The 22,421-nt window shown below is 64.9% G+C and carries 21 protein-coding genes; 7 read left to right on the top strand and 14 right to left on the bottom strand.

The features are described 5' to 3' along the window. The first annotated feature begins 183 nt into the window (after positions 1-183). The 5 genes from AB3X99_RS18075 (at position 184) to AB3X99_RS18095 (ending at position 7,075) form a co-directional block, all read left to right on the top strand. The gene (locus AB3X99_RS18075) at positions 184-1,311 is read left to right on the top strand and encodes a regulator (protein WP_368617677.1); all 1,128 of its coding nucleotides are present in this window, start codon (positions 184-186) and stop codon (positions 1,309-1,311) included. A gap of 33 nt (positions 1,312-1,344) precedes the next feature. Continuing rightward, entirely contained in the window at positions 1,345-3,051 is a 1,707-nt protein-coding gene (recJ, locus tag AB3X99_RS18080; protein ID WP_368617678.1) for a single-stranded-DNA-specific exonuclease RecJ, read from the top strand. A gap of 119 nt (positions 3,052-3,170) precedes the next feature. Continuing rightward, a protein-coding gene (gene prfB / locus AB3X99_RS18085) for a peptide chain release factor 2 (protein WP_342925367.1) occupies positions 3,171-4,275 on the top strand; the annotation gives its coding sequence in 2 pieces (ribosomal slippage) (positions 3,171-3,251 and positions 3,253-4,275; 1,104 coding nt in all). A gap of 209 nt (positions 4,276-4,484) precedes the next feature. Next, positions 4,485-6,020 carry a lysine--tRNA ligase gene (lysS, locus tag AB3X99_RS18090; protein ID WP_069265728.1) on the top strand — a complete coding sequence of 512 codons (1,536 nt, stop codon included), beginning with the start codon at positions 4,485-4,487 and terminating at the stop codon, positions 6,018-6,020. 305 nt (positions 6,021-6,325) lie between these two features. Beyond that, positions 6,326-7,075: a glycine zipper 2TM domain-containing protein gene (locus AB3X99_RS18095; RefSeq protein WP_368617679.1), complete on the top strand. Its 750-nt coding sequence runs from the start codon at positions 6,326-6,328 to the stop codon at positions 7,073-7,075. 90 nt (positions 7,076-7,165) lie between these two features. On the opposite strand, the gene iscX is transcribed toward AB3X99_RS18095, so the two are convergent. From iscX to AB3X99_RS18155, 12 genes are all read right to left on the bottom strand, one after another. Continuing rightward, complete coding sequence (iscX, locus tag AB3X99_RS18100) at positions 7,166-7,363, bottom strand: Fe-S cluster assembly protein IscX (RefSeq protein ID WP_028204168.1); 198 nt, start codon at positions 7,361-7,363, stop codon at positions 7,166-7,168. A 30-nt stretch (positions 7,364-7,393) separates the two neighbouring features. After that, positions 7,394-7,735, bottom strand: coding sequence for an ISC system 2Fe-2S type ferredoxin (gene fdx / locus AB3X99_RS18105; protein WP_069265529.1), 342 nt, complete (start codon positions 7,733-7,735; stop codon positions 7,394-7,396). A gap of 184 nt (positions 7,736-7,919) precedes the next feature. Further along, positions 7,920-9,791, bottom strand: a complete 1,872-nt coding sequence (hscA, locus tag AB3X99_RS18110; protein ID WP_368617680.1) for a Fe-S protein assembly chaperone HscA — start codon at positions 9,789-9,791, stop codon at positions 7,920-7,922. A 64-nt stretch (positions 9,792-9,855) separates the two neighbouring features. Further along, the gene (gene hscB, locus AB3X99_RS18115) at positions 9,856-10,404 is read right to left on the bottom strand and encodes a Fe-S protein assembly co-chaperone HscB (protein WP_368617681.1); all 549 of its coding nucleotides are present in this window, start codon (positions 10,402-10,404) and stop codon (positions 9,856-9,858) included. Between the two features lie 106 nt (positions 10,405-10,510). Beyond that, the gene (gene iscA / locus AB3X99_RS18120) at positions 10,511-10,834 is read right to left on the bottom strand and encodes an iron-sulfur cluster assembly protein IscA (RefSeq protein WP_028210067.1); all 324 of its coding nucleotides are present in this window, start codon (positions 10,832-10,834) and stop codon (positions 10,511-10,513) included. A gap of 150 nt (positions 10,835-10,984) precedes the next feature. Then, entirely contained in the window at positions 10,985-11,389 is a 405-nt protein-coding gene (gene iscU / locus AB3X99_RS18125; RefSeq protein WP_028216879.1) for a Fe-S cluster assembly scaffold IscU, read from the bottom strand. Between the two features lie 98 nt (positions 11,390-11,487). Beyond that, the gene (locus AB3X99_RS18130) at positions 11,488-12,711 is read right to left on the bottom strand and encodes an IscS subfamily cysteine desulfurase (RefSeq protein ID WP_069265526.1); all 1,224 of its coding nucleotides are present in this window, start codon (positions 12,709-12,711) and stop codon (positions 11,488-11,490) included. A 78-nt stretch (positions 12,712-12,789) separates the two neighbouring features. Then, the gene (gene iscR, locus AB3X99_RS18135; protein WP_069265525.1) at positions 12,790-13,323 is read right to left on the bottom strand and encodes a Fe-S cluster assembly transcriptional regulator IscR; all 534 of its coding nucleotides are present in this window, start codon (positions 13,321-13,323) and stop codon (positions 12,790-12,792) included. 155 nt (positions 13,324-13,478) lie between these two features. Continuing rightward, positions 13,479-13,961, bottom strand: a complete 483-nt coding sequence (locus AB3X99_RS18140) for a low molecular weight protein-tyrosine-phosphatase (protein ID WP_368617682.1) — start codon at positions 13,959-13,961, stop codon at positions 13,479-13,481. 107 nt (positions 13,962-14,068) lie between these two features. Then, positions 14,069-14,299, bottom strand: a complete 231-nt coding sequence (locus AB3X99_RS18145; protein WP_069265523.1) for a hypothetical protein — start codon at positions 14,297-14,299, stop codon at positions 14,069-14,071. Between the two features lie 159 nt (positions 14,300-14,458). Next, positions 14,459-15,895 carry a lactate utilization protein B gene (locus AB3X99_RS18150; RefSeq protein ID WP_368617683.1) on the bottom strand — a complete coding sequence of 479 codons (1,437 nt, stop codon included), beginning with the start codon at positions 15,893-15,895 and terminating at the stop codon, positions 14,459-14,461. Between the two features lie 102 nt (positions 15,896-15,997). Beyond that, positions 15,998-16,720 carry a (Fe-S)-binding protein gene (locus AB3X99_RS18155; protein ID WP_368617684.1) on the bottom strand — a complete coding sequence of 241 codons (723 nt, stop codon included), beginning with the start codon at positions 16,718-16,720 and terminating at the stop codon, positions 15,998-16,000. Between the two features lie 191 nt (positions 16,721-16,911). Between AB3X99_RS18155 and AB3X99_RS18160 the strand changes: the two genes are divergently transcribed. Continuing rightward, entirely contained in the window at positions 16,912-17,712 is an 801-nt protein-coding gene (locus tag AB3X99_RS18160) for an IclR family transcriptional regulator (protein WP_028210073.1), read from the top strand. Between the two features lie 163 nt (positions 17,713-17,875). On the opposite strand, the gene pbpG is transcribed toward AB3X99_RS18160, so the two are convergent. Further along, positions 17,876-19,060, bottom strand: a complete 1,185-nt coding sequence (gene pbpG, locus AB3X99_RS18165; RefSeq protein ID WP_069265520.1) for a D-alanyl-D-alanine endopeptidase — start codon at positions 19,058-19,060, stop codon at positions 17,876-17,878. A gap of 714 nt (positions 19,061-19,774) precedes the next feature. Between pbpG and AB3X99_RS18170 the strand changes: the two genes are divergently transcribed. Then, positions 19,775-20,353, top strand: a complete 579-nt coding sequence (locus AB3X99_RS18170; protein ID WP_069265519.1) for a phasin family protein — start codon at positions 19,775-19,777, stop codon at positions 20,351-20,353. A gap of 231 nt (positions 20,354-20,584) precedes the next feature. On the opposite strand, the gene lpdA is transcribed toward AB3X99_RS18170, so the two are convergent. Further along, positions 20,585-22,366: a dihydrolipoyl dehydrogenase gene (gene lpdA / locus AB3X99_RS18175; RefSeq protein ID WP_368617685.1), complete on the bottom strand. Its 1,782-nt coding sequence runs from the start codon at positions 22,364-22,366 to the stop codon at positions 20,585-20,587. Between the last annotated feature and the right edge of the window lie 55 nt (positions 22,367-22,421).

Genomic DNA, 22,421 nt, shown 5'->3' on the forward strand with positions numbered 1-22,421 from the left:
ATATTCGACGGAGTTCCCCGTGAACTTTCCCGCGTGAGAACCGCAGCCCCCGGGAGGCGTTTGCCCGCCCTCTGCTTCGAGCCGCAATTCGCCCACAAGTGCCGCAGCACCAGCATAACGGGTCGAGGCGATGCCGTTGCGGCACGCCCGAGGGCCGCCCGGCGCACGTAGCGCCGAAGTACAATGCGCACCATCATGCCCGCCGACCGACTCCATTTCCTCGTCCCCTTTGCCTTGCCGTCCGCCGCGGCCGCCTCCACCGCGCTCGCGGGCCTCGAATACCCGGCGCTCGCGAAACTGGTTGCGCGCGCGACACTCGGCGAGCAGGTGATCGGCGAGGACTTCCAGCGTACGCTGCCGCACGAGCGCTGGGTCGCGCGCCAGTTCGGCGCGCTCGGTCCGGCGAGCGCGAACCGCGCAAACTCCGCGCCGGCCGCCGACGACGAAGCGCCGCTTGCGCCTTACATGCTGCTCGCCGATGGCGGCACGCCCGGCGACGCCACCTGGGCGTGCGTGCAGCCCGTGCACGTGCGCATCGCGCACGATCATCTGGTGCTGATCGACCCCGCCTCGCTCGAACTCGCCGACGCCGACGCCGCCACGCTCTACACTGTCGCCCGCCCGCTGATCGAAGAACTGGGCGTGCGCATCGAGGCGCCGACGCCGCAGCGCTGGTATCTCTCGTCGGAAGCGTTCGGCACGCTCGCGGGCGCGTCGCCCTTGCGCGCGAGCGGCCGCAACATCGAGATCTGGCTGCCGCGCGAGGCCCATTCGGGCCAGCGTTCGCGCGCCTGGATGAAGGTGCAGAACGAAGTGCAGATGGCGTGGTTCGAGCATCCCGTGAACGAGGCCCGCGAAGCGCGCGGTCTGCCCGCCGTCAATTCGATCTGGTTCCACGCCCAGGGCGCGCTGCGCACCGTCACGAGCCCCTATGCGCGCGTGCGCTCCGATGCGGCCGCCACGCGCGGCCTGGCGCTCGCCGCGAAGGCGCAAGTCGATGCCGCGCCCGCGAACTTTGCCGCGCTCGCAGCCGCGCTCAACAACGGTTCGGGCACGGGCGCGACGCTCGTCGAGCTCGATCCGTTCTCGGCGGCCTTCATCCAGCAGGACTGGGGTCGCTGGAACGCCGCGTTCGCTCAACTTGAGCGCGACTGGTTCGCGCCGGCGCTCACGGCGCTGCAAACGGGCGCGCTCGCCGCGCTCGATCTCACGCTATGCGGCGACACGGGCTCGGTCACGCTGTCCATCACGCGCGGCGATTTGCGCAAGTTCTGGCGACGCCGCCTGTTCGCGTCGCTTTTTATCGAATGATTCCCGAATGACTTCTTTTTTCCGCGCTCACGCATGACCCGAATCGTCACCCGTGCCTGCTCGCCCGCCGACACCGAAGCGCTCGTGCGCCACGGCCTGCATCCGGTGCTCGCGCGCCTCTACGCCTCGCGCGGCGTTTGCCAGCCCGACGAGATCGAAACCGGCCTCGCGCGCCTCATTCCGCCCACCGGCATGAAGGGCCTCGACGAGGCCGCCGAACTGCTCGCCGACGCGCTCGAAGCCGAGTGCCGCATGCTCGTGGTCGCCGACTACGATTGCGACGGCGCGACGGCCTGCGCCGTGGCCGTGCGCGGCCTGCGCATGTTCGGCGCGCAGATCGACTACTTGGTGCCGAACCGTTTCGAGTATGGCTACGGCCTCACGCCCGAGATCGTCGCACTCGCCGCGCAACGCAAGGGCGGTCCACCCGACGTCCTGATCACGGTGGACAACGGCATCGCCAGCGTGGAAGGCGTCGAAGCCGCGAACGAACTCGGCATCGAGGTGCTCGTCACCGACCACCACTTGCCCGGCGAGACGCTCCCCGACGCGCGCGCCATCGTCAATCCGAACCAGCCGGGCTGCGAGTTTCCGAGCAAGTGCATCGCGGGCGTGGGCGTGATGTTCTACACGTTGCTCGCGCTGCGTGCGGAGCTGCGCAGGCGCGGCGCGTTCAGCGACGGCAAGCCCGAGCCGCGTCTCGACGGCCTGCTCGATCTCGTCGCGCTCGGCACCGTCGCCGACGTCGTGAAGCTCGACTGCAATAACCGCGTGCTCGTCGCGCAAGGCTTGCAGCGCGTGCGCAACGGCCGCATGCAGCCGGGGATCGCCGCGCTCTTTCGCGCGGCGGGCCGCGACGCGAAAACCGCGTCGGGCTTCGACTTCGGCTTCGCGCTCGGCCCCCGCCTGAATGCGGCCGGCCGGCTCTCGGACATGTCGCTCGGCATCGAGTGCCTGACCACCGACGACGTGGGCCGCGCCTGGGAGCTTGCGCAGCAGCTCGACGGCATGAACCGCGAACGCCGCGAGATCGAAGCCGGCATGCAGCAGCAGGCGCTCGCCGATCTCGCCGACGTCGATCCGCAAGGCAAGGCCACGCTCACGCTGTTCAACGAAAGCTGGCACCAGGGTGTGATCGGCATCGTCGCGGGACGGCTCAAGGAGCGCTTTCACCGCCCCTCGTTCACCTTCGCGCCTGCCGACGACGACGGCGAGCTCGTGAAGGGCTCGGGCCGTTCGATCCCCGGTTTCCATCTGCGCGACGCGGTCGATCTGATCAGCAAGCGCGAGCCCGGTCTGATCCAGAAGTTCGGCGGCCACGCGATGGCCGCGGGCATGACGATCGCCGCCGCCGACGTGCCGCGCTTTGCCGCCGCCTTCGAGCGCGTGGGCCGCGAGTGGCTCACCGAAGAGGCGCTCGCGCGCACCGTCGAAACTGACGGCGATCTCGAAGACGCCTACTTCACGCCCGATTTCGTCGAGATGCTCGATGCCGCCGTGTGGGGCCAGGGCTTCCCGGCGCCCGTGTTTTCGGGGGAATTCGAGGTGGCCTCGCAGGCGCTCGTGAAGGACAAGCACCTCAAACTGCAACTGCTGCGCGGGCGCCAGCGCTTCAACGCGATCTGGTTCAACCACACCGAATCGCTGCCGCAGCACACCACGGTCGCCTACCGGCTCGTGCGCGACACCTGGAATGGCGTGTCGCGCGTGCAGCTCGTGGTTGAGCACGCTGCGCTCTAAGCGCGCCTTGAACTGCACGTTGCACTGAAAAGCGCGGGCCGCCGGAAGCGCCCGCGCCGCCCTTGATCCGGGTCCAATCGGCTATAATTCAATGTTTTACACGCCGGATCACGATACAAATGGAAGCGGAACGTCTCAACGCGATCGAAGCCCTTTTGGCGGACCTGCGCACGCGCGCGGGCGAGCTACGGGGGTATCTTTGACTACGACGTAAAAGCCCGACGGCTCGTCGAAGTCAACAGCGAACTCGAAGACCCCAACGTCTGGAACGACTCCAAGCACGCCCAGGGTCTCGGCAAGGAAAAGAAACTGCTCGAGGGCGTGGTGCACGTGCTCGACGGCATCGAGAACGACACGCGCGACACCCAGGATCTCTTCGAAATGGCGCGCGAAGAAGGCGATGAGGACACGCTCGTCGCCATCGAGTCCGACGCTCACGCGATCGAAGCGCGCGTAGCCGACGTCGAATTCCGCCGCATGTTCGCGAATCCGGCCGATCCGAACAACGCGTTCATCGACATCCAGGCCGGCGCCGGCGGCACCGAGGCCTGCGACTGGGCGTCCATGCTGCTGCGCCAGTACGTGCGCTACTGCGAACGCAAGGGCTTCAAGACCGAAGTGCTCGAAGAGTCCGAAGGCGACGTGGCCGGCATCAAGAGCGCGACGATCAAGGTCGAAGGCGAATACGCCTACGGCTTCCTGCGGACCGAAACCGGCATTCACCGCCTCGTGCGCAAGTCGCCGTTCGACTCGTCGGGCGGGCGTCATACGTCGTTCTCGTCGGTGTTCGTGTATCCGGAGATCGACGACTCGTTCGAGATCGAAGTCAATCCGGCCGATCTGCGCATCGACACGTACCGCGCTTCGGGCGCGGGCGGTCAGCACATCAACAAGACCGACTCCGCCGTGCGTATCACGCACGTCCCGTCGGGCATCGTCGTGCAGTGCCAGAACGACCGCTCGCAGCACCGCAACCGCGCCGAAGCCATGGCCATGCTGAAGTCGCGCCTGTACGAAGCCGAGATGCGCAAGCGCCAGTCGGAACAGGACAAGCTCGAAGCGGGCAAGTCGGACGTGGGCTGGGGCCACCAGATCCGCTCCTACGTGCTCGACAACAGCCGCATCAAGGACCTGCGCACCAACGTCGAAATCAGCAACACCAAGGCCGTGCTCGACGGCGATCTCGACGCCTTCATCAGCGCGAGCCTGAAACAGGGCGTGTAAGCTTGCCGCACGCCACGGGCGCAGCAGTTAACCGCATGCCGCCCTCTCCTGCTGCGCCGCCCGCTTCGAGCGAGGCGCGCGACGCGCAGCAGGAACCGAAGTCCACTTATCTGCGCGCGATGCGCGCGGTGTCCCGCGAAGGACCATGCCGGGGCCGCAGCCCCGAAAACTCGCCGAAACACCTGCGAATCAAAGAACTCCGAGCCATCATGACCGAACCGACCCAGCAGAACGCGCCCAGCGCCGCGCCCGAACTCGACGACAACCAGATCATCGCCGAGCGCCGCGAGAAACTGCGCGCGCTGCGCGAGGCAGGCGTCGCCTATCCGAACGACTTCCGCCCCACCCACCACGCCGCCGACCTGGCGCGCGATTACGCCGACACCGACAAGGACGCGCTCGAGGCCAATCCGCTCGAAGTGGCGATCGCCGGCCGCATGATGCTCAAGCGCGTGATGGGCAAGGCGAGCTTTGCCACGGTGCGCGACGGCTCGGGCCAGATCCAGTTCTTCATCACGCCCGCCGACGTGGGCGAGGCCACCTACGACGCGTTCAAGAAGTGGGACCTCGGTGACATCGTCGCGGCCAAGGGCGTGCTGTTCCGCACCAACAAGGGCGAGCTTTCGGTGCGCTGCACGGAATTGCGTCTGCTCTCGAAGGCGCTGCGCCCGCTGCCCGACAAGTTCCACGGCCTCGCCGACCAGGAAATGCGCTATCGCCAGCGCTATGTCGACCTGATCGTCACGCCGGAAGCGCGTCAGACCTTCCAGGCGCGCACCAAGGCGATTTCCTCGGTGCGCCGCTTCATGGCCGACTCGGGCTTCATGGAAGTCGAAACGCCGATGCTGCACCCAATCCCGGGCGGCGCGGCCGCCAAGCCGTTCGTCACGCACCACAACGCGCTCGACATGCAGATGTTCATGCGCATCGCGCCCGAGCTGTATCTGAAGCGCCTGATCGTGGGCGGCTTCGAACGCGTGTTCGAGATCAACCGGAACTTCCGTAACGAAGGCGTTTCGCCGCGTCACAATCCGGAATTCACGATGATGGAGTTCTACGCTGCGTACACCGACTACGCATGGCTCATGGACTTCACCGAGCAGCTGATCCGCCAAGCCGCCATCGACGCGAGCGGCACCGCCGTGCTGACGTATCAGGGCCGTGAACTCGACCTCTCGAAGCCGTTCCATCGCTTGACGATCGTGCAGGCGATCCAGAAGTACGCGCCGCAATACACGAACGAGCAGCTTGCCGACGCCGTTTTCCTGCGCACGGAACTCAAGAAGTTCGGCGTGGACGCGAACCAGCCGGCCTTCCTGAACGCAGGCGTGGGCTCGCTGCAACTGGCGCTCTTCGAAGAGACGGCCGAGTCGCAGCTGTGGGAACCGACCTACATCATCGACTACCCCGTCGAAGTCTCGCCGCTCGCGCGCGCCTCGGACACGCTGCCGGGCATCACCGAGCGCTTCGAACTGTTCATCACGGGCCGCGAGATCGCCAACGGCTTCTCGGAGCTGAACGATCCGGAAGACCAGGCCGCGCGCTTCAAGAAGCAGGTCGAGCAAAAGGACGCCGGCGACGAAGAAGCGATGTTCTATGACGCCGATTACATCCGCGCGCTCGAATACGGCATGCCTCCGACGGGCGGCTGCGGCATCGGCATCGACCGTCTGATCATGCTGCTCACGGACAGCGCAAGCATCCGCGACGTGATCCTGTTCCCGCACCTGCGCCGCGAAGACTGAGCAGACCCCTGCCTGACATGACGGGGCGCATGCGGTTGACACCGTATGCGCCCCCTTTCTTTGGGGCCTTTCAGCGCATGCGTTTGTAACCATCGGTAAAATCTGCCGGCGAGCGCAGCGGCCGGGACGGGTACGTCGATTGCGCCCTCGTGGAAAACCGCGCTGTGCAACGCTGCCCGACGATCACGCCCTCGGCGTCTGCCCGCACCCATCGCGCGGGGTTACAAAATGAAACGCTCAGAGACCTGGATTGGCTCAAACTGGGTCTCACAAGAGAGCCAACTCTGCCAAAGACGGAGCCTGTCATGAACACAACCGATCCGACCACACCGAAACGCCGCCTCCATCCGCTGATCGCAACCGCGGCGGCAGCCGTCATCGTCGCGAGCCTTGCGGCCACAGCGGCCATCACCGGCGTTTTCCCGAAAGCTTCCAGCACCGCCGAACAGAGCGCCCAGGTTCAGACGGGTCAGACGGCCATGACGGCCATGACGGCTTCACAGCCGCAGGTGGTCGACTCGACGAAGCCGGTGCAGGCCTCGCAATATGCGCAGAACGGGCAGAATGCGCCCGCCGAGCCGCAAGAGGCGCCGGCACAGCCTGAACAGCAGGCGGCCGTGCCCGTCGCCCCGGCGCAGCAACAGTATGGTCAGCAGCCTGTCCAGCCGGCGCAACCTGCGCAGCAGCAATACGCCCAGGAAGCGCCGCCGGCCCACCCCGCTTGTTCGACTTGTGGCACGGTCGTCGCGATTTCCGAGGTCAAGCATGAAGGCCACGGCACCGGTATCGGCGCAGTCGGCGGCGCGGTAGCCGGTGGCGTGGTCGGCAACCAGTTCGGCTCGGGTAACGGCCGTACGGCCATGACGCTGCTCGGCGCACTGGGTGGCGGCTTCGCCGGCAACTCGGTCGAAAAACACCTGCGCAGCACGACCAGTTATTCGGTGCGCGTGCGCATGGAGAACGGCAAGATGCGCTACTTCACGTATCACGAAGCGCCGCCGTTCCAGCAAGGCGAGCGCGTGCGTGTCGAGAACGGCACGCTCGTCGCGGGATGATTGCACTCACGCTGGCCGCGCAATAAAAAAGGCGATTTGCCGCACTGGCAAATCGCCTTTTTCTCGTCTGCCTGCCGGGCGTACCGGGAATCAGTAGTCCGCGTCTTCGATCCACGCGGCCTGGATCGCTTCGAGAATCTTCTCGTTCGAGCGCTCGGGGTCGTCGTCGAAACCGTCGAGCTGGGTGATCCAGCGGTGCAGATCGGTGAAGCGCACGTACTGCGGATCCACTTCGGGATGGGTGTCCGTCAAGGCCATCGCGATGTCCTGCGTATCGGTCCATTTCATGGCTGCGCGCTCCTCCTGGTGTTCAGTGGCTCAGTGGTTTTCTTTCGCGTGGTTGATCGAGTAACGCGGAATCTCGACCACCAGGTCGTCGTTCTCCGGCACGATGGCCTGACACGACAGCCGCGACGTCGGCTCGAGGCCCCACGCCTTGTCGAGGAGATCGTCTTCGTCTTCCTCGGAAGGCACGAGCGCATCGAAACCTTCGCGCACGATCACGTGGCAGGTCGTGCAGGCGCACGACTTTTCGCATGCGTGCTCGATTTCGATACCGTGTTCGAGCAGCGCGTCGCACACGCTCTCGCCCGGTTTGGCGTCGATGACCGCGCCTTCAGGGCACAGTTCGACATGGGGCAGCACCACGATTTGAGGCATTGTGATTTCCGTATCCAATAACTTTCATATCGGGCGCATGCCCCGCCTCCGACGGCGGCATGTGCCCATTCTACTGTCGGTGCGCGCTCAGCCACATCGGGAAAGCACGCACGCGTGCGCCGTTTGCTAACGACGCATTCGCCTTTAAGCTGTTGAGGCTGCAGGCGCGCTCCTGGCCGAGCTTTTAGCCGATCTCGTCGAGCTTCTTGCCCGCCAGCGCGCGCTTGATGCCCTTGTCCATCCGGCGCGCGGCAAACTCGTCGGTGCCTTCGGACAATGCCTTGGTGGCGGCTTCGATCGCACCAGCGTCCTCGCCCTGCGCCACTTGTGCGAGCGCGGCGATCAGCGCATCGACTTGCGCGCGCTCGGCGTCGTCGAGCAATTCGCCATCGGCGCCCAAAGCGGCGTTCGTCGCTTCGATGATGCGTTGCGCCTCGACCTGTGCCTCGCGCAGCGCGCGGGCGCGCATGTCGACCTCGGCGGTCTTGAAGCTGTCTTCGAGCATGCGGGCCACGTCGTCGTCGGCAAGGCCGTACGACGGCTTCACCACCACCGAGGCTTCCACGCCCGAGAGCTGCTCGCGCGCGAACACGGACAAGAGACCGTCCGCATCCACCTGGTAAGTCACGCGAATGCGCGCCGCGCCCGCCGCCATCGGCGGAATGCCGCGCAGCTCGAAACGGGCGAGCGAGCGGCAGTCGGCGACGAGCTCGCGCTCGCCCTGCACGACGTGAATCGCCATGGCCGTCTGGCCGTCCTTGAAGGTCGTGAAGTCCTGCGCACGCGCGACCGGAATGGTCGAATTGCGCGGGATGATCTTCTCGACGAGGCCACCCATCGTCTCCACGCCGAGCGACAGCGGAATGACGTCGAGCAGCAGCCAGTCGTCTTCGCCGCCGCGGTTGCCCGCCAGCAGGTCGGCCTGGATCGCAGCGCCCAGCGCGACGACCTGATCGGGGTCCAGATTCGTGAGCGGCGCCTGGCCGAAGTGCTGCTCCACGGCGCGGCGAATCACGGGCATGCGCGTCGCGCCGCCGACCAGCACCACGCCCTTCACGTCCTTCGCCGCCACCTTCGCGTCGCGCAGCGCCTTCTTCGTCGGCGTGAGCGTGCGCTGCACGAGCGCTTGCGTGAGCGCTTCGAAGCGCGGCTCGTCGATCGTCAGCGCGATCTGCCGGCCGCTCGACAGCGTTGCCTCGATGCGCGCTTCGGGCGCCGACGAGAGCGCTTCCTTCGCATCGCGCACGCGGTCGAGCAACAGGCGCACGTCTTCGGGCGCGAGCGCCGCGCGCTCGATGCCGGACTGCTCCAGCGCCCAGGCAAAGAGCGCATGGTCGAAATCGTCGCCGCCGAGCGCCGAATCGCCGCCGGCCGCCAGCACTTCGAACACGCCCTTCGTGAGCTTGAGGATCGACAGGTCGAAGGTGCCGCCGCCGAGGTCGTAGACCGCGTAGAGGCCTTCGGCGCCGTTGTCGAGCCCGTACGCGATCGCCGCCGCGGTCGGCTCGTTGAGCAGACGCAGCACGTTCAGGCCGGCGAGACGCGCGGCGTCCTTGGTCGCCTGGCGCTGCGCTTCGTCGAAATACGCCGGCACCGTGATGACGGCGCCGACGAGTTCGTCGCCGAGCGTGTCTTCGGCGCGCTGGCGCAGCGTCGCGAGAATTTCCGCCGAGACTTCGACGGGGCTCTTCACGCCGTCGATCGTCTGGATTTGCACCATGCCCGGCGCGTCGACGAAGTCGTACGGCGCGTTGGCCGCGCCTTCGACCTCGGACTTGCCGCGGCCCATGAAGCGCTTGACCGACACGATCGTGTTACGCGGGTCGGTCGCGGCTTGCGCCTTCGCCGTGCGGCCGATGCGGCGGCCGCCGTTCGCGAGATAGCGCACGACGGAGGGCAGCAGCACGTGCCCGTCTTCGTCGGGCAGCACGTCGGGCACGCCGCTGCGCACCGCGGCGACCAGCGAGTTCGTCGTGCCGAGGTCGATGCCGACGGCGAGTCGCCGCTGATGCGGCGCCGGCGCCATGCCGGGTTCGGAGATTTGCAGTAAGGCCATCTGTGTGATCTGCTTTTTAACCTGATGGGCGCCAGGCGCCCGATATGCGTTTGCGCGCCCGGTTTCAGCCTTCGAGCCGCTCGATCTGCGAGTCGATTTCGCCCGCCACGCGCTCGATGAACATGAGCTGGCGCACCGCCTCGGCTGCGGGCTGATTCGAGCCGCTGTCGAGCAGCGCCGCGAGCTTCGTGAAGCGCACGCGTTCGTCGTCGCGCAGCTCGCCCGCGAGTGCGTCGAGCGCATCGACGTTCTTCGCGCCGACCGCGTCTTCGATCGCCTCGCGCCACTCCATCTGCTGCATGAGGAACGCGGGCTCCATCGCGGTATTGTTCTCCGCGCCAACGTCGATGCCGCGCAGATGCAGCAGATACTTCGCGCGCTTGAGCGGATCGCGCAGCGTCTGATACGCCTCGTTCGTACGCGTGGCCCATTGCATGGCGATGCGCTTTTGCGCTTCGCCGGCCGCGGCGAAGCGGTCGGGATGCACCTGCGCCTGCACCGTGCGGTAGGCATGGTCGAGCGCGTTCGCATCGATCGCGAACTGCTCGGGCAGGCCGAACAGCACGAAGTGGCTGTCGGAGAGCGACCGGGAAGGCGTGGAAGGCGTGTTCATCGGCTGGAACGTTCTTGTGGAGCTGTGAAGGGCTGAGAGGGCCAACCAGCGGGCCGTCAAAATCAAAAAGGCGGCACAGGCCGCCTTTTCACCGCTCGACGCGGGCTCAAACGCGGAAGGACTCGCCGCAGCCGCACTCGTCCTTCACGTTCGGGTTGTTGAACCGGAAGCCCTCGTTCAGGCCTTCACGCACGAAGTCGAGCTGCGTGCCGTCGATATAGGCGAGACTCTTCGGGTCGACGATGACCTTCACGCCGTGGCTCTCGAAGACGTTGTCCTCGGGCGCGAGTTCGTCGACGTACTCGAGCTTGTACGCGAGGCCCGAGCAGCCCGTCGTGCGCACGCCAAGACGCAGGCCCACGCCCTTGCCGCGACGGGTCAGGTACTTTTGCACGTGCTGTGCCGCTTTTTCAGTCAACGTAATTGCCATAGCATCTTCGCCGCGCCTCGCGCCGCCAGTTGGGCTCTCGCCTTCCCTCGCGTCGCGACGCAACCCTGCTGCATCCAGAATCGTTAGTCCAGAGCACCGAACTTTCCGGCCCGGCGCCGTCCTGCATCTACTACGCCGCAGCGCTGCGCTTTACGCCGCGTCGGCCTTCGCTTCGGTCGTGTGACGCTGGCGATAGTCCGCAACCGCTGCCTTGATCGCGTCTTCCGCGAGAATCGAGCAGTGGATCTTCACCGGCGGCAGCGCCAGTTCTTCGGCGATCTGCGTGTTCTTGATGTCGAGCGCCTGGTCGAGCGTCTTGCCCTTCACCCACTCGGTCACGAGCGAACTCGACGCGATCGCCGAGCCGCAGCCGTAGGTCTTGAACTTCGCGTCTTCGATCACGCCGTCCGCGCCCACGCGGATCTGCAGCTTCATCACGTCGCCGCACGCCGGCGCGCCGACCATGCCGGTGCCCACTGCGTCGTCGTCCTTGGCGAACGAGCCGACGTTACGCGGGTTTTCGTAGTGGTCCAGAACCTTGTCGCTATATGCCATGATCACACTCCTTCAATTCGTGTTTGCCGCGCTGCACGCAGTTGACTGCTCTTGCGCTGCGGCCGGGTCGTTGTTCGCTGCTGACTTCGCCGCCTGGCTCAGTGCGCTGCCCACTGGATGGTCGACAGATCGATGCCGTCCTGATGCATTTCCCACAGCGGCGAAAGCTCGCGCAGCTTGGCGATCTTCGTCTTCAGCAGGTTGATCACGTAATCCACGTCCTGCTCCGTCGTGAAGCGGCCCACCGTGAAGCGGATCGAGCTGTGCGCCAGTTCGTCGTTGCGGCCGAGCGCGCGCAGCACGTACGACGGCTCGAGCGATGCGGACGTGCACGCCGAACCCGACGACACCGCCACGTCCTTCACCGCCATGATCAGCGACTCGCCTTCGACGAAGTTGAAGCTGATGTTCAGGTTGTGCGGGACACGCTGTTCCATGTCGCCGTTCACGTAGGTTTCTTCGATTTCCTTCAGGCCGCGCAGGAGCTTGTCGCGCAGCATGCGCACGCGCTCGTTTTCCGTGGCCATCTCTTCACGCGCGATGCGGAACGCTTCGCCCATGCCGACGATCTGGTGCGTGGCCAGCGTGCCCGAGCGCATGCCGCGCTCATGGCCGCCGCCGTGCATCTGCGCTTCGATGCGCACGCGCGGCTTGCGGCGCACGTACAGCGCGCCGATGCCCTTCGGGCCGTAGGTCTTGTGCGCCGAGAACGACATCAGGTCGACCTTGAGCTTTTGCAGGTCGATGGGCGCCTTGCCCGTCGATTGCGCAGCGTCGACGTGGAAAATGATGCCCTTTTCGCGGCAGATTTCGCCGATCGTCGCGATGTCCTGGATCACGCCGATCTCGTTGTTCACGTGCATGACGGAAACGAGGATCGTGTCGGGGCGCAGTGCGGCCTTGAACGCTTCGAGGTCGATCAGGCCGTCGTCCTTGACGTCCAGATACGTGACTTCGTAGCCTTCGCGCTCGAGTTCGCGGCAGGTGTCGAGCACGGCCTTGTGCTCGGTCTTCACCGTGATGATGTGCTTACCCTTGCTCTTGTAGAAGTGCGCGGCACCCTTGATCGCGAGGTTGTCCGATTCGGTCGCGCCGGAGGTCCAGATGATTTCGCGCGGGTCGGCGTTGACGAGCGCGGCGACCTGCTCGCGCGCTTCCTCGACGGCGCGCTCCGCATCCCAGCCATAGGCGTGGCTGCGCGACGCCGGATTGCCGAACTGCTCGCGCAGATACGGAATCATCTTGTCCACCACGCGCGGGTCGACGGGGGTCGTCGCGCTGTAGTCCATGTAAATGGGCAGGTGGGGAATGTCGTTATTCATCTATCGCTCCGGGGAATCTTGTGTGCTGCGCTGTACTGTGTATTGCCAACTGCGGCTTTCTGGCGGCGCTCGAAGGACTTACGAGCCAGCCATGTTGAAGATCGAGTTCGGACCCAGCGGCATCGCCCTGACCGGCTCCACCGCCGGCGCCTCGGTGCGGCGATCGCGCAGGACGGCGGGCGCGGCGCCTTCGCGGGCGCGCTGCTTGTCCACCAGATCCTTGAGCGACACCGAATCGAGGTACTCGACCATTTTCTGGTTCAGCGTCGACCAGAGTTCGTGCGTCATGCAGTGGCCGTCGTGCTGCTTGGTGCCCTCGCAGGCGCCCTTGCCGCCGCACTGGGTGGCGTCGAGCGGCTCGTCCACGGCGATGATGATGTCCGCGACCGTGACGTCCTCCGCGCGGCGCGCGAGGTTGTACCCGCCGCCCGGCCCACGGACCGATTCGACGATTTCATGACGGCGCAGCTTGCCGAACAGCTGTTCGAGGTACGACAGCGAGATGTGCTGCCGCTGGCTGATACCCGCAAGCGTCACCGGACCCTGCTCCTGGCGCAGTGCCAGGTCAATCATCGCCGTGACGGCGAAACGGCCTTTGGTGGTGAGTCTCATGATGTATGGGAACCGCAATTCTCGACAATTTTCGTCAAGTATAAATACATGACTAGTTTAGTCAAGTATCAACGTCGCGATCTGGGTTATTAGGTGCGCAGCGAATCGCAAAAAACGGCGAGATTTCCACGTTCGGCGGATTCGCGCCGCACATCTCAATCCGCCAGTTGCGGACGCAACGCGGCAAGCAGGCCCGCGCAGGCGGCCTCGCATTGATCGAGCACCGTTTCGAAGCCCGCGTCGCCGCCGAAATAGGGATCGACCACCACGCGCGTTTCGGCCTGCGGCGCGAATTCCATCAGCAGGCGGATCTTGTCGCGCTCGCCCGCCGGGCAGACGCCCTGAAGCGCGGTGACGTTGGCGTCGTCCATCGCCACGATCAGGTCGAAACGGCGAAAATCGTCGGCGGCGATCTGCCTGGCGCGCAACGCCGCGAGCGCGTAGCCGCGCAGACCGCCCGCGCGCTGGGCGCGCTCGTCCGGCGCCTCGCCGATATGCCAGTCACCCGTGCCTGCCGAATCGATCTCGACGCGCCCGGCCAGCCCCGCCTCGTCGACGAGACGCAGCATCACGGCCTCGGCCGTGGGCGAGCGGCAGATATTGCCAAGACAAACGAAGCAGACGGAAACCTTTTTCATTCGTGGGGGCTGGGCAGCGAGAGGCGTTCAGCGCGCGAGGGCGAATCTCAAATTATACAAAGCGCACGAGGTACACGCTGCGCGGCGCGTTGGCGCCAGCGCGATCCTCAGATCGCGTTCGAGCGCGGCAGCGTCGCGATGCCGTTCATCGCCTTCACCGGCGTCTTGCCTTCGCTGCCCACGAGACCATAAGACACGGCGCGCGCGAGTTCTGCCGTAACCTGATCGGCGGCGAGCGGCATTTGCTGCTCGGCGGTCTTCCATGCATGGATCCATGCGATCACCGCGAGCGGCACGATCAGCGCCAGCGGCCAGTACACCGTTATTTTCTTTCTCATGATGCGACTCTCTATCGACTGTGAAGCGACAGGTGCGGACGCACTATCGCCAGTCGAGATGATATAGAGAGTCGCAATCAGGAAAAACCCGGTCCGGACGAACACACTGTTGCGCCAGCTTAAATAGTCGGCAACCTGGACTTGACCGATCTGGGAGTGTCAGGCCTGTTCGGGGCGCCTTGTCGTGTCCAGATGCGTGTGCCGTGCCGCGTACAACTCGCGAAACGTGCGCCCGACCGGTGCGGGCATGTCGCGTCCGTTGGTCCAGCCGCGCGCGAATGGCAGCTTGCGAATGAGCCTTGTCTGCCCGCCCATGCGCTCGAGTATCCGCACCCCGAGTTTGGTGAGCAGCGCGTACGCGGTTGGGTGTAGCGCGAGCCAGCCCCAGGCTGCCAGCGCCGCGCGCTCGCGCCACGGACGCAGATGCCGCTCCGTCTGCTTCTCGCGCAGTTTGCGCAGCAGGTCCGAAAGCGGGATGCCCACCGGGCAGACGCTATTGCATTCGCCACACAGCGTAGCGGCCTGCGGCAGATCGAGTGTCTTTTCGATGCCGACGTAGCCTGGCGTGAGCACAGAGCCCATCGGACCGGGGTAGACCCAGCCATACGCGTGGCCGCCCACCTTCTGATAGACCGGGCAGTGGTTCATACACGCCCCGCAACGGATGCAGCGCAGCATCTCCTGAAATTCGCCGCCGATCAGGCCGGTGCGGCCGCCGTCCACGAGCACGACGTACATGTGCTCGGGGCCGTCCTGGTCCTCGGGTCCGCGCGGGCCCGTGAGAACCGAGAAGTAGTTCGACGTGGCCTGCCCCGTTGCCGAACGCGGCAACAGACGCATCGCGGTGGCGAGGTCTTCGAGCGTAGGCAGCACCTTCTCGATGCCCGTCACCGCCACATGCACGCGCGGCATCACGGTGCACATGCCCTCGTTGCCCTCGTTGGTGACCAGCACGACCGAGCCGGTTTCCGCGACGAGGAAGTTGCCGCCCGTCACGCCCATGTCCGCCGAAAGAAAATGCGGGCGCAGGACTTCGCGCGCCTCGCGGGTCATGTCGGGGATTTCGGTCAGGCGCGGCTTGTCGTGCGTCTTCGCGAAGAGATCGGCGATCTCGTCCTTGTCCTTGTGGACGACCGGCGCAATGATGTGGCTCGGCGGCTCGTTGTCGTTGATCTGCAGGATGTACTCGCCCAGATCGGTCTCGATGGACTGCACACCCATCTCCGCGAGCACCGTATTGAGCCGCATCTCCTCCGAGACCATCGACTTGGTCTTGATGACCTTGCGCACGTCGTGGCGCCGCGCGATGTCCGCGACCAGCTTCGCCGCATCTTGCGCCGTTTCCGCGTACAGGACGGTCACGCCGCGCCGCGTCGCCTCGGTCTCGAACTGCTCGAGCCAGACGTCGAGATTTTCGAGTGCACGGTTGCGCCGCGCCTTGAGTGCCGCGCGCGTGGCGGGGAAATCGATCGCGGTGATCGCCTCGGCGCGCGCCGAGACGAACTTGGTCGAGAGCTTCTTGAGGTTGTGCTGCAGACGCTGATCGGCCAGCTTCTGACCGGCGCGCGCCTTGAACTGCATCGATTGGACTTGCATGGCGTGAGGGCGAGGTTGAGCGATGTTCGGCGAGGTCTGGGGCTGAGTTTTGCGTCTAGATGCACTTGCCGTGCGAAACGAGCGGCGGCAGCCGGCGGCGCGTCACACGTCGCCGGCCAGTACTTGCGCAATGTGCAGCACGCGCGTGGCGGTGTCGCCGGTGCGGCGCAAACGCCCTTCGATATTCAACATGCAGCCGAGATCGCCGAGCACCACCGCGCCGGTGCCGCTCGCCTGAACATTCGCGCATTTCTCGTCTGCAATGGCCGTCGAGATGTCGCCATACTTCACCGCAAAGGTGCCGCCGAAGCCGCAGCAGTGCTCGCAGTCCTTCATCTCGCGCACTTCGATGCCGCGCTGGGCGAGCAGCGCGCGCGGCTGCGCCTTGACCCCAAGTTCACGCAGCCCCGAACACGAGTCGTGATACGTCACCGGCCCGCTGAACTCCCCTTGCGGCAGCGTGATCTTTGCGACGTTCACGAGGAAATCCGTGAGTTCGTAGACGCGCTCGCGCAACTTGCCATAGCGCGCCATCAATTCCGGGTCGTCGCGAAACAGATCGCCGTAGTGCACGCGGATCATCCCGCCGCACGAACCCGAAGGGACGACGAGATAGTCGAACTGCTCGAATTCGCGCAGCGTCTTTTCCGCGAGATCGCGCGCAATGGCGCGCTCGCCGGAGTTGTAGGCCGGCTGGCCGCAGCAGGTTTGCGCGGACGGCACGACCACTTCATAGCCCGCCTCTTCGAGCAATTTGAGCGTCGAAAAACCAATTTCCGGACGCATCGTGTCGATGAGGCAGGTGACGAACAAGCCGACTCGCATGGGGACTCCTCGTGAAAACCGTCCCCGATTATCCGCTGTTTCGCCGCCGGGGACCAACGCCGGTCGGCATCGCCCTCGCCGGCCGCCCGCGATGCCGCAGTGCAGCGCGAGCCTTGGTCCTGGCGCTTACTTCTTTCACAATACGAGATACAATGCATTTTCCGCCTCACGCGTCAAACGAATCTGAACTCATGAGCGACACCCATCCAGATCCGAAGACCTCGATTCAGGTGATCGAGCGCATGATGCGCCTGCTGGACGCGCTGGCCGCGCACAGCGACCCTGTCAGCCTGAAGGAGCTTGCGCAGCGCACCGAACTGCATCCTTCGACTGCGCACCGCATCCTGAACGATATGGTGAGTTGCCGTCTCGTCGACCGCTCCGATCCCGGCACTTACCGGCTCGGCATGCGGTTGCTCGAACTCGGCAACCTCGTGAAAGCGCGGCTTTCGGTACGTGACGCGGCGCTTACGCCGATGCGCGAACTGCACCGTCTCACGGGCCAGACCGTCAACCTCTCCGTGCGTCAGGGCGACGAGATCGTCTATATCGAACGCGCCTATTCGGAGCGTTCGGGCATGCAGGTGGTGCGCGCCATTGGCGGCCGGGCTCCGCTGCACCTCACTTCGGTCGGCAAGCTCTTTCTTGCCGCCGACGAAGCGAACCGCGTGCGCGCGTACGCCACACGCACCGGCCTGTCGGGCCACACGCGCAACAGCATTACCGACCTCGGACGCCTCGAGCGCGAACTCGCTCACGTACGCCAGCAATTCTGCGCACGTGATAACGAAGAGCTCGAACTGGGCGTGCGCTGCATCGCTGCCGGCATCTACGACGACACCGGCAAGCTGGTGGCAGGTCTTTCGCTCTCGGCGCCCGCCGACCGCCTGCAGGATTCGTGGCTCGGCCAGTTGAGCAAGACGGCGCTGACGATTTCAGAGTCGCTCGGCTATCACCCGGAGCCTGCTGAAGGCAACGCGCAGCCCGCCTGAAGGCAGGGCGCAGCAGAATCGGGAAGAGCGCAGGCGTGCCCTCCGCTTTTTTTTGGCTTGCCGCGTGCCTCACGTATCGACATCGGACGAACGGCACTCACCAGAAAGCAAAACGCCCCGCAGTTGCGGGGCGTTTGTCGGGTAATTCCGAAAAAGCTGAGATCTAGGTCCCAGCGCCGCCTGCGTCGGCGCTCGTAATGCGCGGCTGCTGGTCGGCGCCGCCATTGTCGAGCCACGTGCGCACGCGCGTTGCATCCGCGAAGCGCGAGTACTTGCCGCTCGAATCGAGCAGGACCATGATCACCGGACGGTTGTGAATCGTCGTCTGCATGACTAGGCACTCACCCGCTTCGTTGATGAAGCCCGTCTTCTGCAGGCCGATGTCCCACGATGCATTGCGCACCAGCGCATTCGTGCTGTTGTAGGCAAGATTGCGCTTGCCCGTGAACACGTCGTAGCTGCGATCGGTCGAGAACTGGCGAATCATCGGGTACTGGTACGCCGCGTTCACCATCTTCACGAGGTCACGCGCGGTCGAGACGTTGCGGCTCGTAAGCCCCGTCGAATTCTCGAAGTGCGTATCGGTCATGCCGAGTTGCTTCGCCTTCGCGTTCATTGCCGCGATGAATGCCGGACGACCGCCCGGGTAATAGCGCGAGAGAGCCGCTGCCGCGCGGTTTTCCGACGCCATCAGCGCGATATGCAGCATGTCCTCGCGCGAGAGCACCGAGCCCACCGAAAGACGCGAGCCCGTGTTCTTCTCGTAGTCGCGGTCTTCGTCCGTGACTTCGATCGGTTCCGAGAGCGACGCCTTCGAGTCGAGCACGACCATCGCGGTCATGAGCTTCGAGATCGAGGCGATCGGCACGACGGCGTGCGAGTTCTTGTCGAACAGCGGCTCGAGGGTGTTCTGGTCGACCACGTACCCCACGCCCGAGCGCAGCATCAGCGAGTCGGGCGAATCGTGCAAACCGAACGCCTGACCGACGCTCGGCTGGCGCGGTTCGAACGCGACACGGCGCACCGCCGAGTGGTGGCGACCGTTCATCGTATAAGTGACGCGGCGTTTCCTGGCCACCGGACGCGCATCGTCTTCCTTGGCGGCGACGGTACGGGTTGCGCCCGCCTTCTTGCTGGCCCTGGCCGTTTCCGGCTCGGCCTTCGCAACCTTCTTGCTGGCTTTATTCACCTTGGCCGTTTTGGCCGGTGCAGCGTCTTGCGACGCAGCAAAGGCGCCCTCAGGCGCCACGAGCGTCGCACCGATCGCGACGGATACAGCAACCGACAATGCGGTGCTGATAACCGACGACGGCATCAGTGAGAACGACAGGAGCTTGTCGGATTTCATTGGTGTTCTTGATGGAGCGGCGGGATCGTTCGCCAAGTGTAGTAAAACCACGAAAAATTCGCAAATTGAAGCACTTATAGGCGCTCATTAAACCGAAGTATGACCTTCGATTGAGCAGGCCAATGCACTTCCCGCATTCGATGGAGTCAGACAATTGCCAAGCCACTCCTCTCGCCGCGACGCCGCTTGCTGAAAACGTTTGCGGCACACGCAAAATGCGCTTGCTGCGTTAACGGCGTTCGTCGTAGGAACTTGAACTGAGGAAAAAACAGGTGAGATTTGTCTGACTACCAGTGCCGCCGTGCCGCGCGACGCGCGTTCGACCGCAATGGATCATTAACGTTCCATCCAGGAATTCGGTGGACGCACCCAGGTGAAATCCTATAGGCGCTCTCACGCGATCCATGCCGCATCTTGCCAGAACCCGCCTTTGCGCGCTTGCCCCACCCTTCGCGCAGCCTCCTCCAACTCGCGGCGAACCCCGCGCAACGGGGCATTGGCGCGTTGTCGCGGTTGCGCCATGCGTGGGGCATAAGTGATTGTTTAATAATAAATTATCGACATTGTGCGACGCACCAAAAAGCCTTGACTTTCTTCTGGGGCATCCTAAAATCGAATCAATGTTGCGACGCACAAAGCGAGTGACAGAGCACCAGCGCCGTGCCACTTACTTCAGGCGACCCACGAAGGCCGCCGACATACAGGAGCGTAAACATGAGTCTGCTGACCCCTGAGCAATTCGCCGCTGCCCAGAAAGCCAACCTCGAAACGCTGTTCGGCCTCACCGGCAAGGCATTCGAAGGCGTGGAAAAGCTCGTCGAATTGAATCTTCAGGCCGTCCGCTCGAATCTGGCGGAATCGCAGGAACAGGCCCAGCGCGCACTGTCGGTGAAGGACGCGCAGGAATTCCTGGCCCTGCAAACGAGCTATGCCCAGCCGCTGACCGAAAAGCTGCTGTCGTACGGCCGTCATGTGTATGAAATCGCCTCGGCCACCCAGGCTGAGTTCGCGAAGGTCGCCGAAGCCCACTACGAAGAGCAGAACCGCAAGGTTCAATCGCTCGTCGACAACGTCGCGAAGAATGCGCCGGCCGGCTCGGAAACCGCAGTCGCCGTGATCAAGTCGGCCATCAACGCCGCCAACACGACCTACGAAACGGTCCACAAGGCGACGAAGCAAGCCGTGGAAATGGCGGAAAGCAACTTCAACGCCGCCACCGCTGCTGCGAGCAAGGCTGCGGCCCAGGCGTCGCGCTCGGCTGCCGCTTCGGCCTCGGCCAAGAAGACGGTCTGAAGGTTGTAGCTTGATCCGGTGCGTGCGCTGAAGCAGCGGCGCACCGGGCGCCGGGCCTGAACGCTCCGGCATGCCGCCCGGCATGTCACTTACCCGGTCGCCGACCGGGAATCTTTTTTACGCTCCGGCGCCTCTCGTAGCACATACCGCAGGACCCAAAAGCAAACGGCGCACCCCTCACGGAGTGCGCCGTTTCTTCATGCGCGCCGCAACGAGCCGCGCGGCACGAACTTACTTCTTCTTCTGCGGCGGCAGGTCGGTACAAACGCCTTCGTACAGCTCGGCGGCCATGCCGATCGACTCGCCCAGCGTCGGGTGCGGGTGAATCGTCTTGCCGATGTCGGTCGCATCCGCGCCCATTTCCACCGCGAGGCAGACTTCGCTGATGAGGTCGCCCGCGTTCAGGCCGACGATGCCGCCGCCGATCACGCGATGCGTCTCTTCGTCGAAGATCAGCTTCGTGAAGCCCTCGTCGCGGCCGTTGGCGATCGCGCGGCCCGAAGCGGCCCACGGGAACACCGCCTTGCCGTACTTGATGCCTTCGGCCTTGCACTGGTCTTCGGTCTTGCCGGCCCACGCCACTTCCGGATCGGTGTAAGCCACCGAAGGAATCTGCAGCGCGTCGAAGTACGCCTTCTCGCCGTGCGCCGCTTCCGCCGCCACGTGGCCTTCATGCACGGCCTTGTGCGCGAGCATCGGTTGGCCGACCACGTCGCCGATCGCGAAGATGTGCGGCACGTTGGTGCGCATCTGCTTGTCGACTTCGATGAAGCCGCGGTCCGTCACCGCTACGCCCGCCTTGTCCGCGCCGATCTTCTTGCCGTTGGGCGAGCGGCCCACGGCGACCAGCACGAGGTCGTAGCGTTGCGGCTCGGCCGGCGCCTTTTCGCCCTCGAACGACACATAGATGCCGTCGTCCTTCGCCTCGGCGTTCGTGGTTTTGGTCTTGAGCATGACGTTCGCGAAGCGCTTCGCGTTGTACTTCTCCCAGACCTTCACGAGATCGCGGTCCGCGCCGGCCATCAGGCCGTCGAGCATTTCCACGACGTCGATCTGCGCGCCGAGCGTCGCGTAGACGGTGGCCATTTCCAGACCGATGATGCCGCCGCCGATCACAAGCATCTTCTGCGGAATCTGACGCAGTTCCAGCGCGCCGGTCGAATCGACCACGCGCGGATCTTCCGGCATGAACGGCAGTTTCACGGCCTGCGAACCCGCAGCGATGATCGCCTGCTTGAACTTGACGATCTTCTTGCCGTTCTCGCCCACCACTTCCATGTGGTTCGGATCGAGGAACGCGCCCACGCCCGTCACGACTTCGACCTTGCGCGCCTTCGCCATGCCGGCGAGGCCGCCCGTCAGCTTCTTGACGACGCCCGACTTGAAGTCGCGCAGGCGGTCCAGGTCGATTTGCGGCTTGCCGAACGTGATGCCGTGCGAGCCGAGCGCTTCGGCTTCGTCGATCACGAGCGCCGTGTGCAGCAGCGCCTTCGACGGAATGCAGCCCACGTTCAGGCACACGCCGCCGAGCGTCGAATAACGCTCGACCAGCACGGTCTTCATGCCGAGGTCGGCGGAGCGGAACGCCGCCGAGTAGCCGCCGGGGCCCGCGCCGAGCACGAGCATGTCGCATTCGACATCGGCGCTGCCGCCGAAGCTGCCGGCTTGCGGGGCCGCGGTTTTCGAAACTTCTGCGGTCTTCGGTGCTTCAGCCGCCTTCGGTGCTTCGGCAGCCTTGGGCGCTTCAGCCTTCGGAGCCGGCGCCGCTGCGCCTTCCGACGCCTCGACCAGCGCGATCACCGTGCCCTGCGAAGCCTTGTCGCCGGCTTTGATCTTCACTTCCTTGACGGTGCCCGCGACGTCGCTGGGCACTTCCATCGTGGCCTTGTCCGACTCGAGCGAGAGCAGCGTCTGCTCCTTCTCGATGACATCGCCCGCCTTGATATTGACTTCGATGACGTCGATGTCCTTGAAGTCGCCGATATCCGGCACTTTCACTTCGACGAGACTCATGGTGTCCCCTACCCCTAAAGGATGACCGGCCGCGCCTGCCGCAGCGCGCACGTCG

It is taken from the genome of Paraburkholderia sp. BR10882 (genome assembly GCF_040948855.1).
In the GTDB taxonomy this organism is placed as follows: Bacteria; Pseudomonadota; Gammaproteobacteria; order Burkholderiales; family Burkholderiaceae; genus Paraburkholderia; species Paraburkholderia nodosa_A.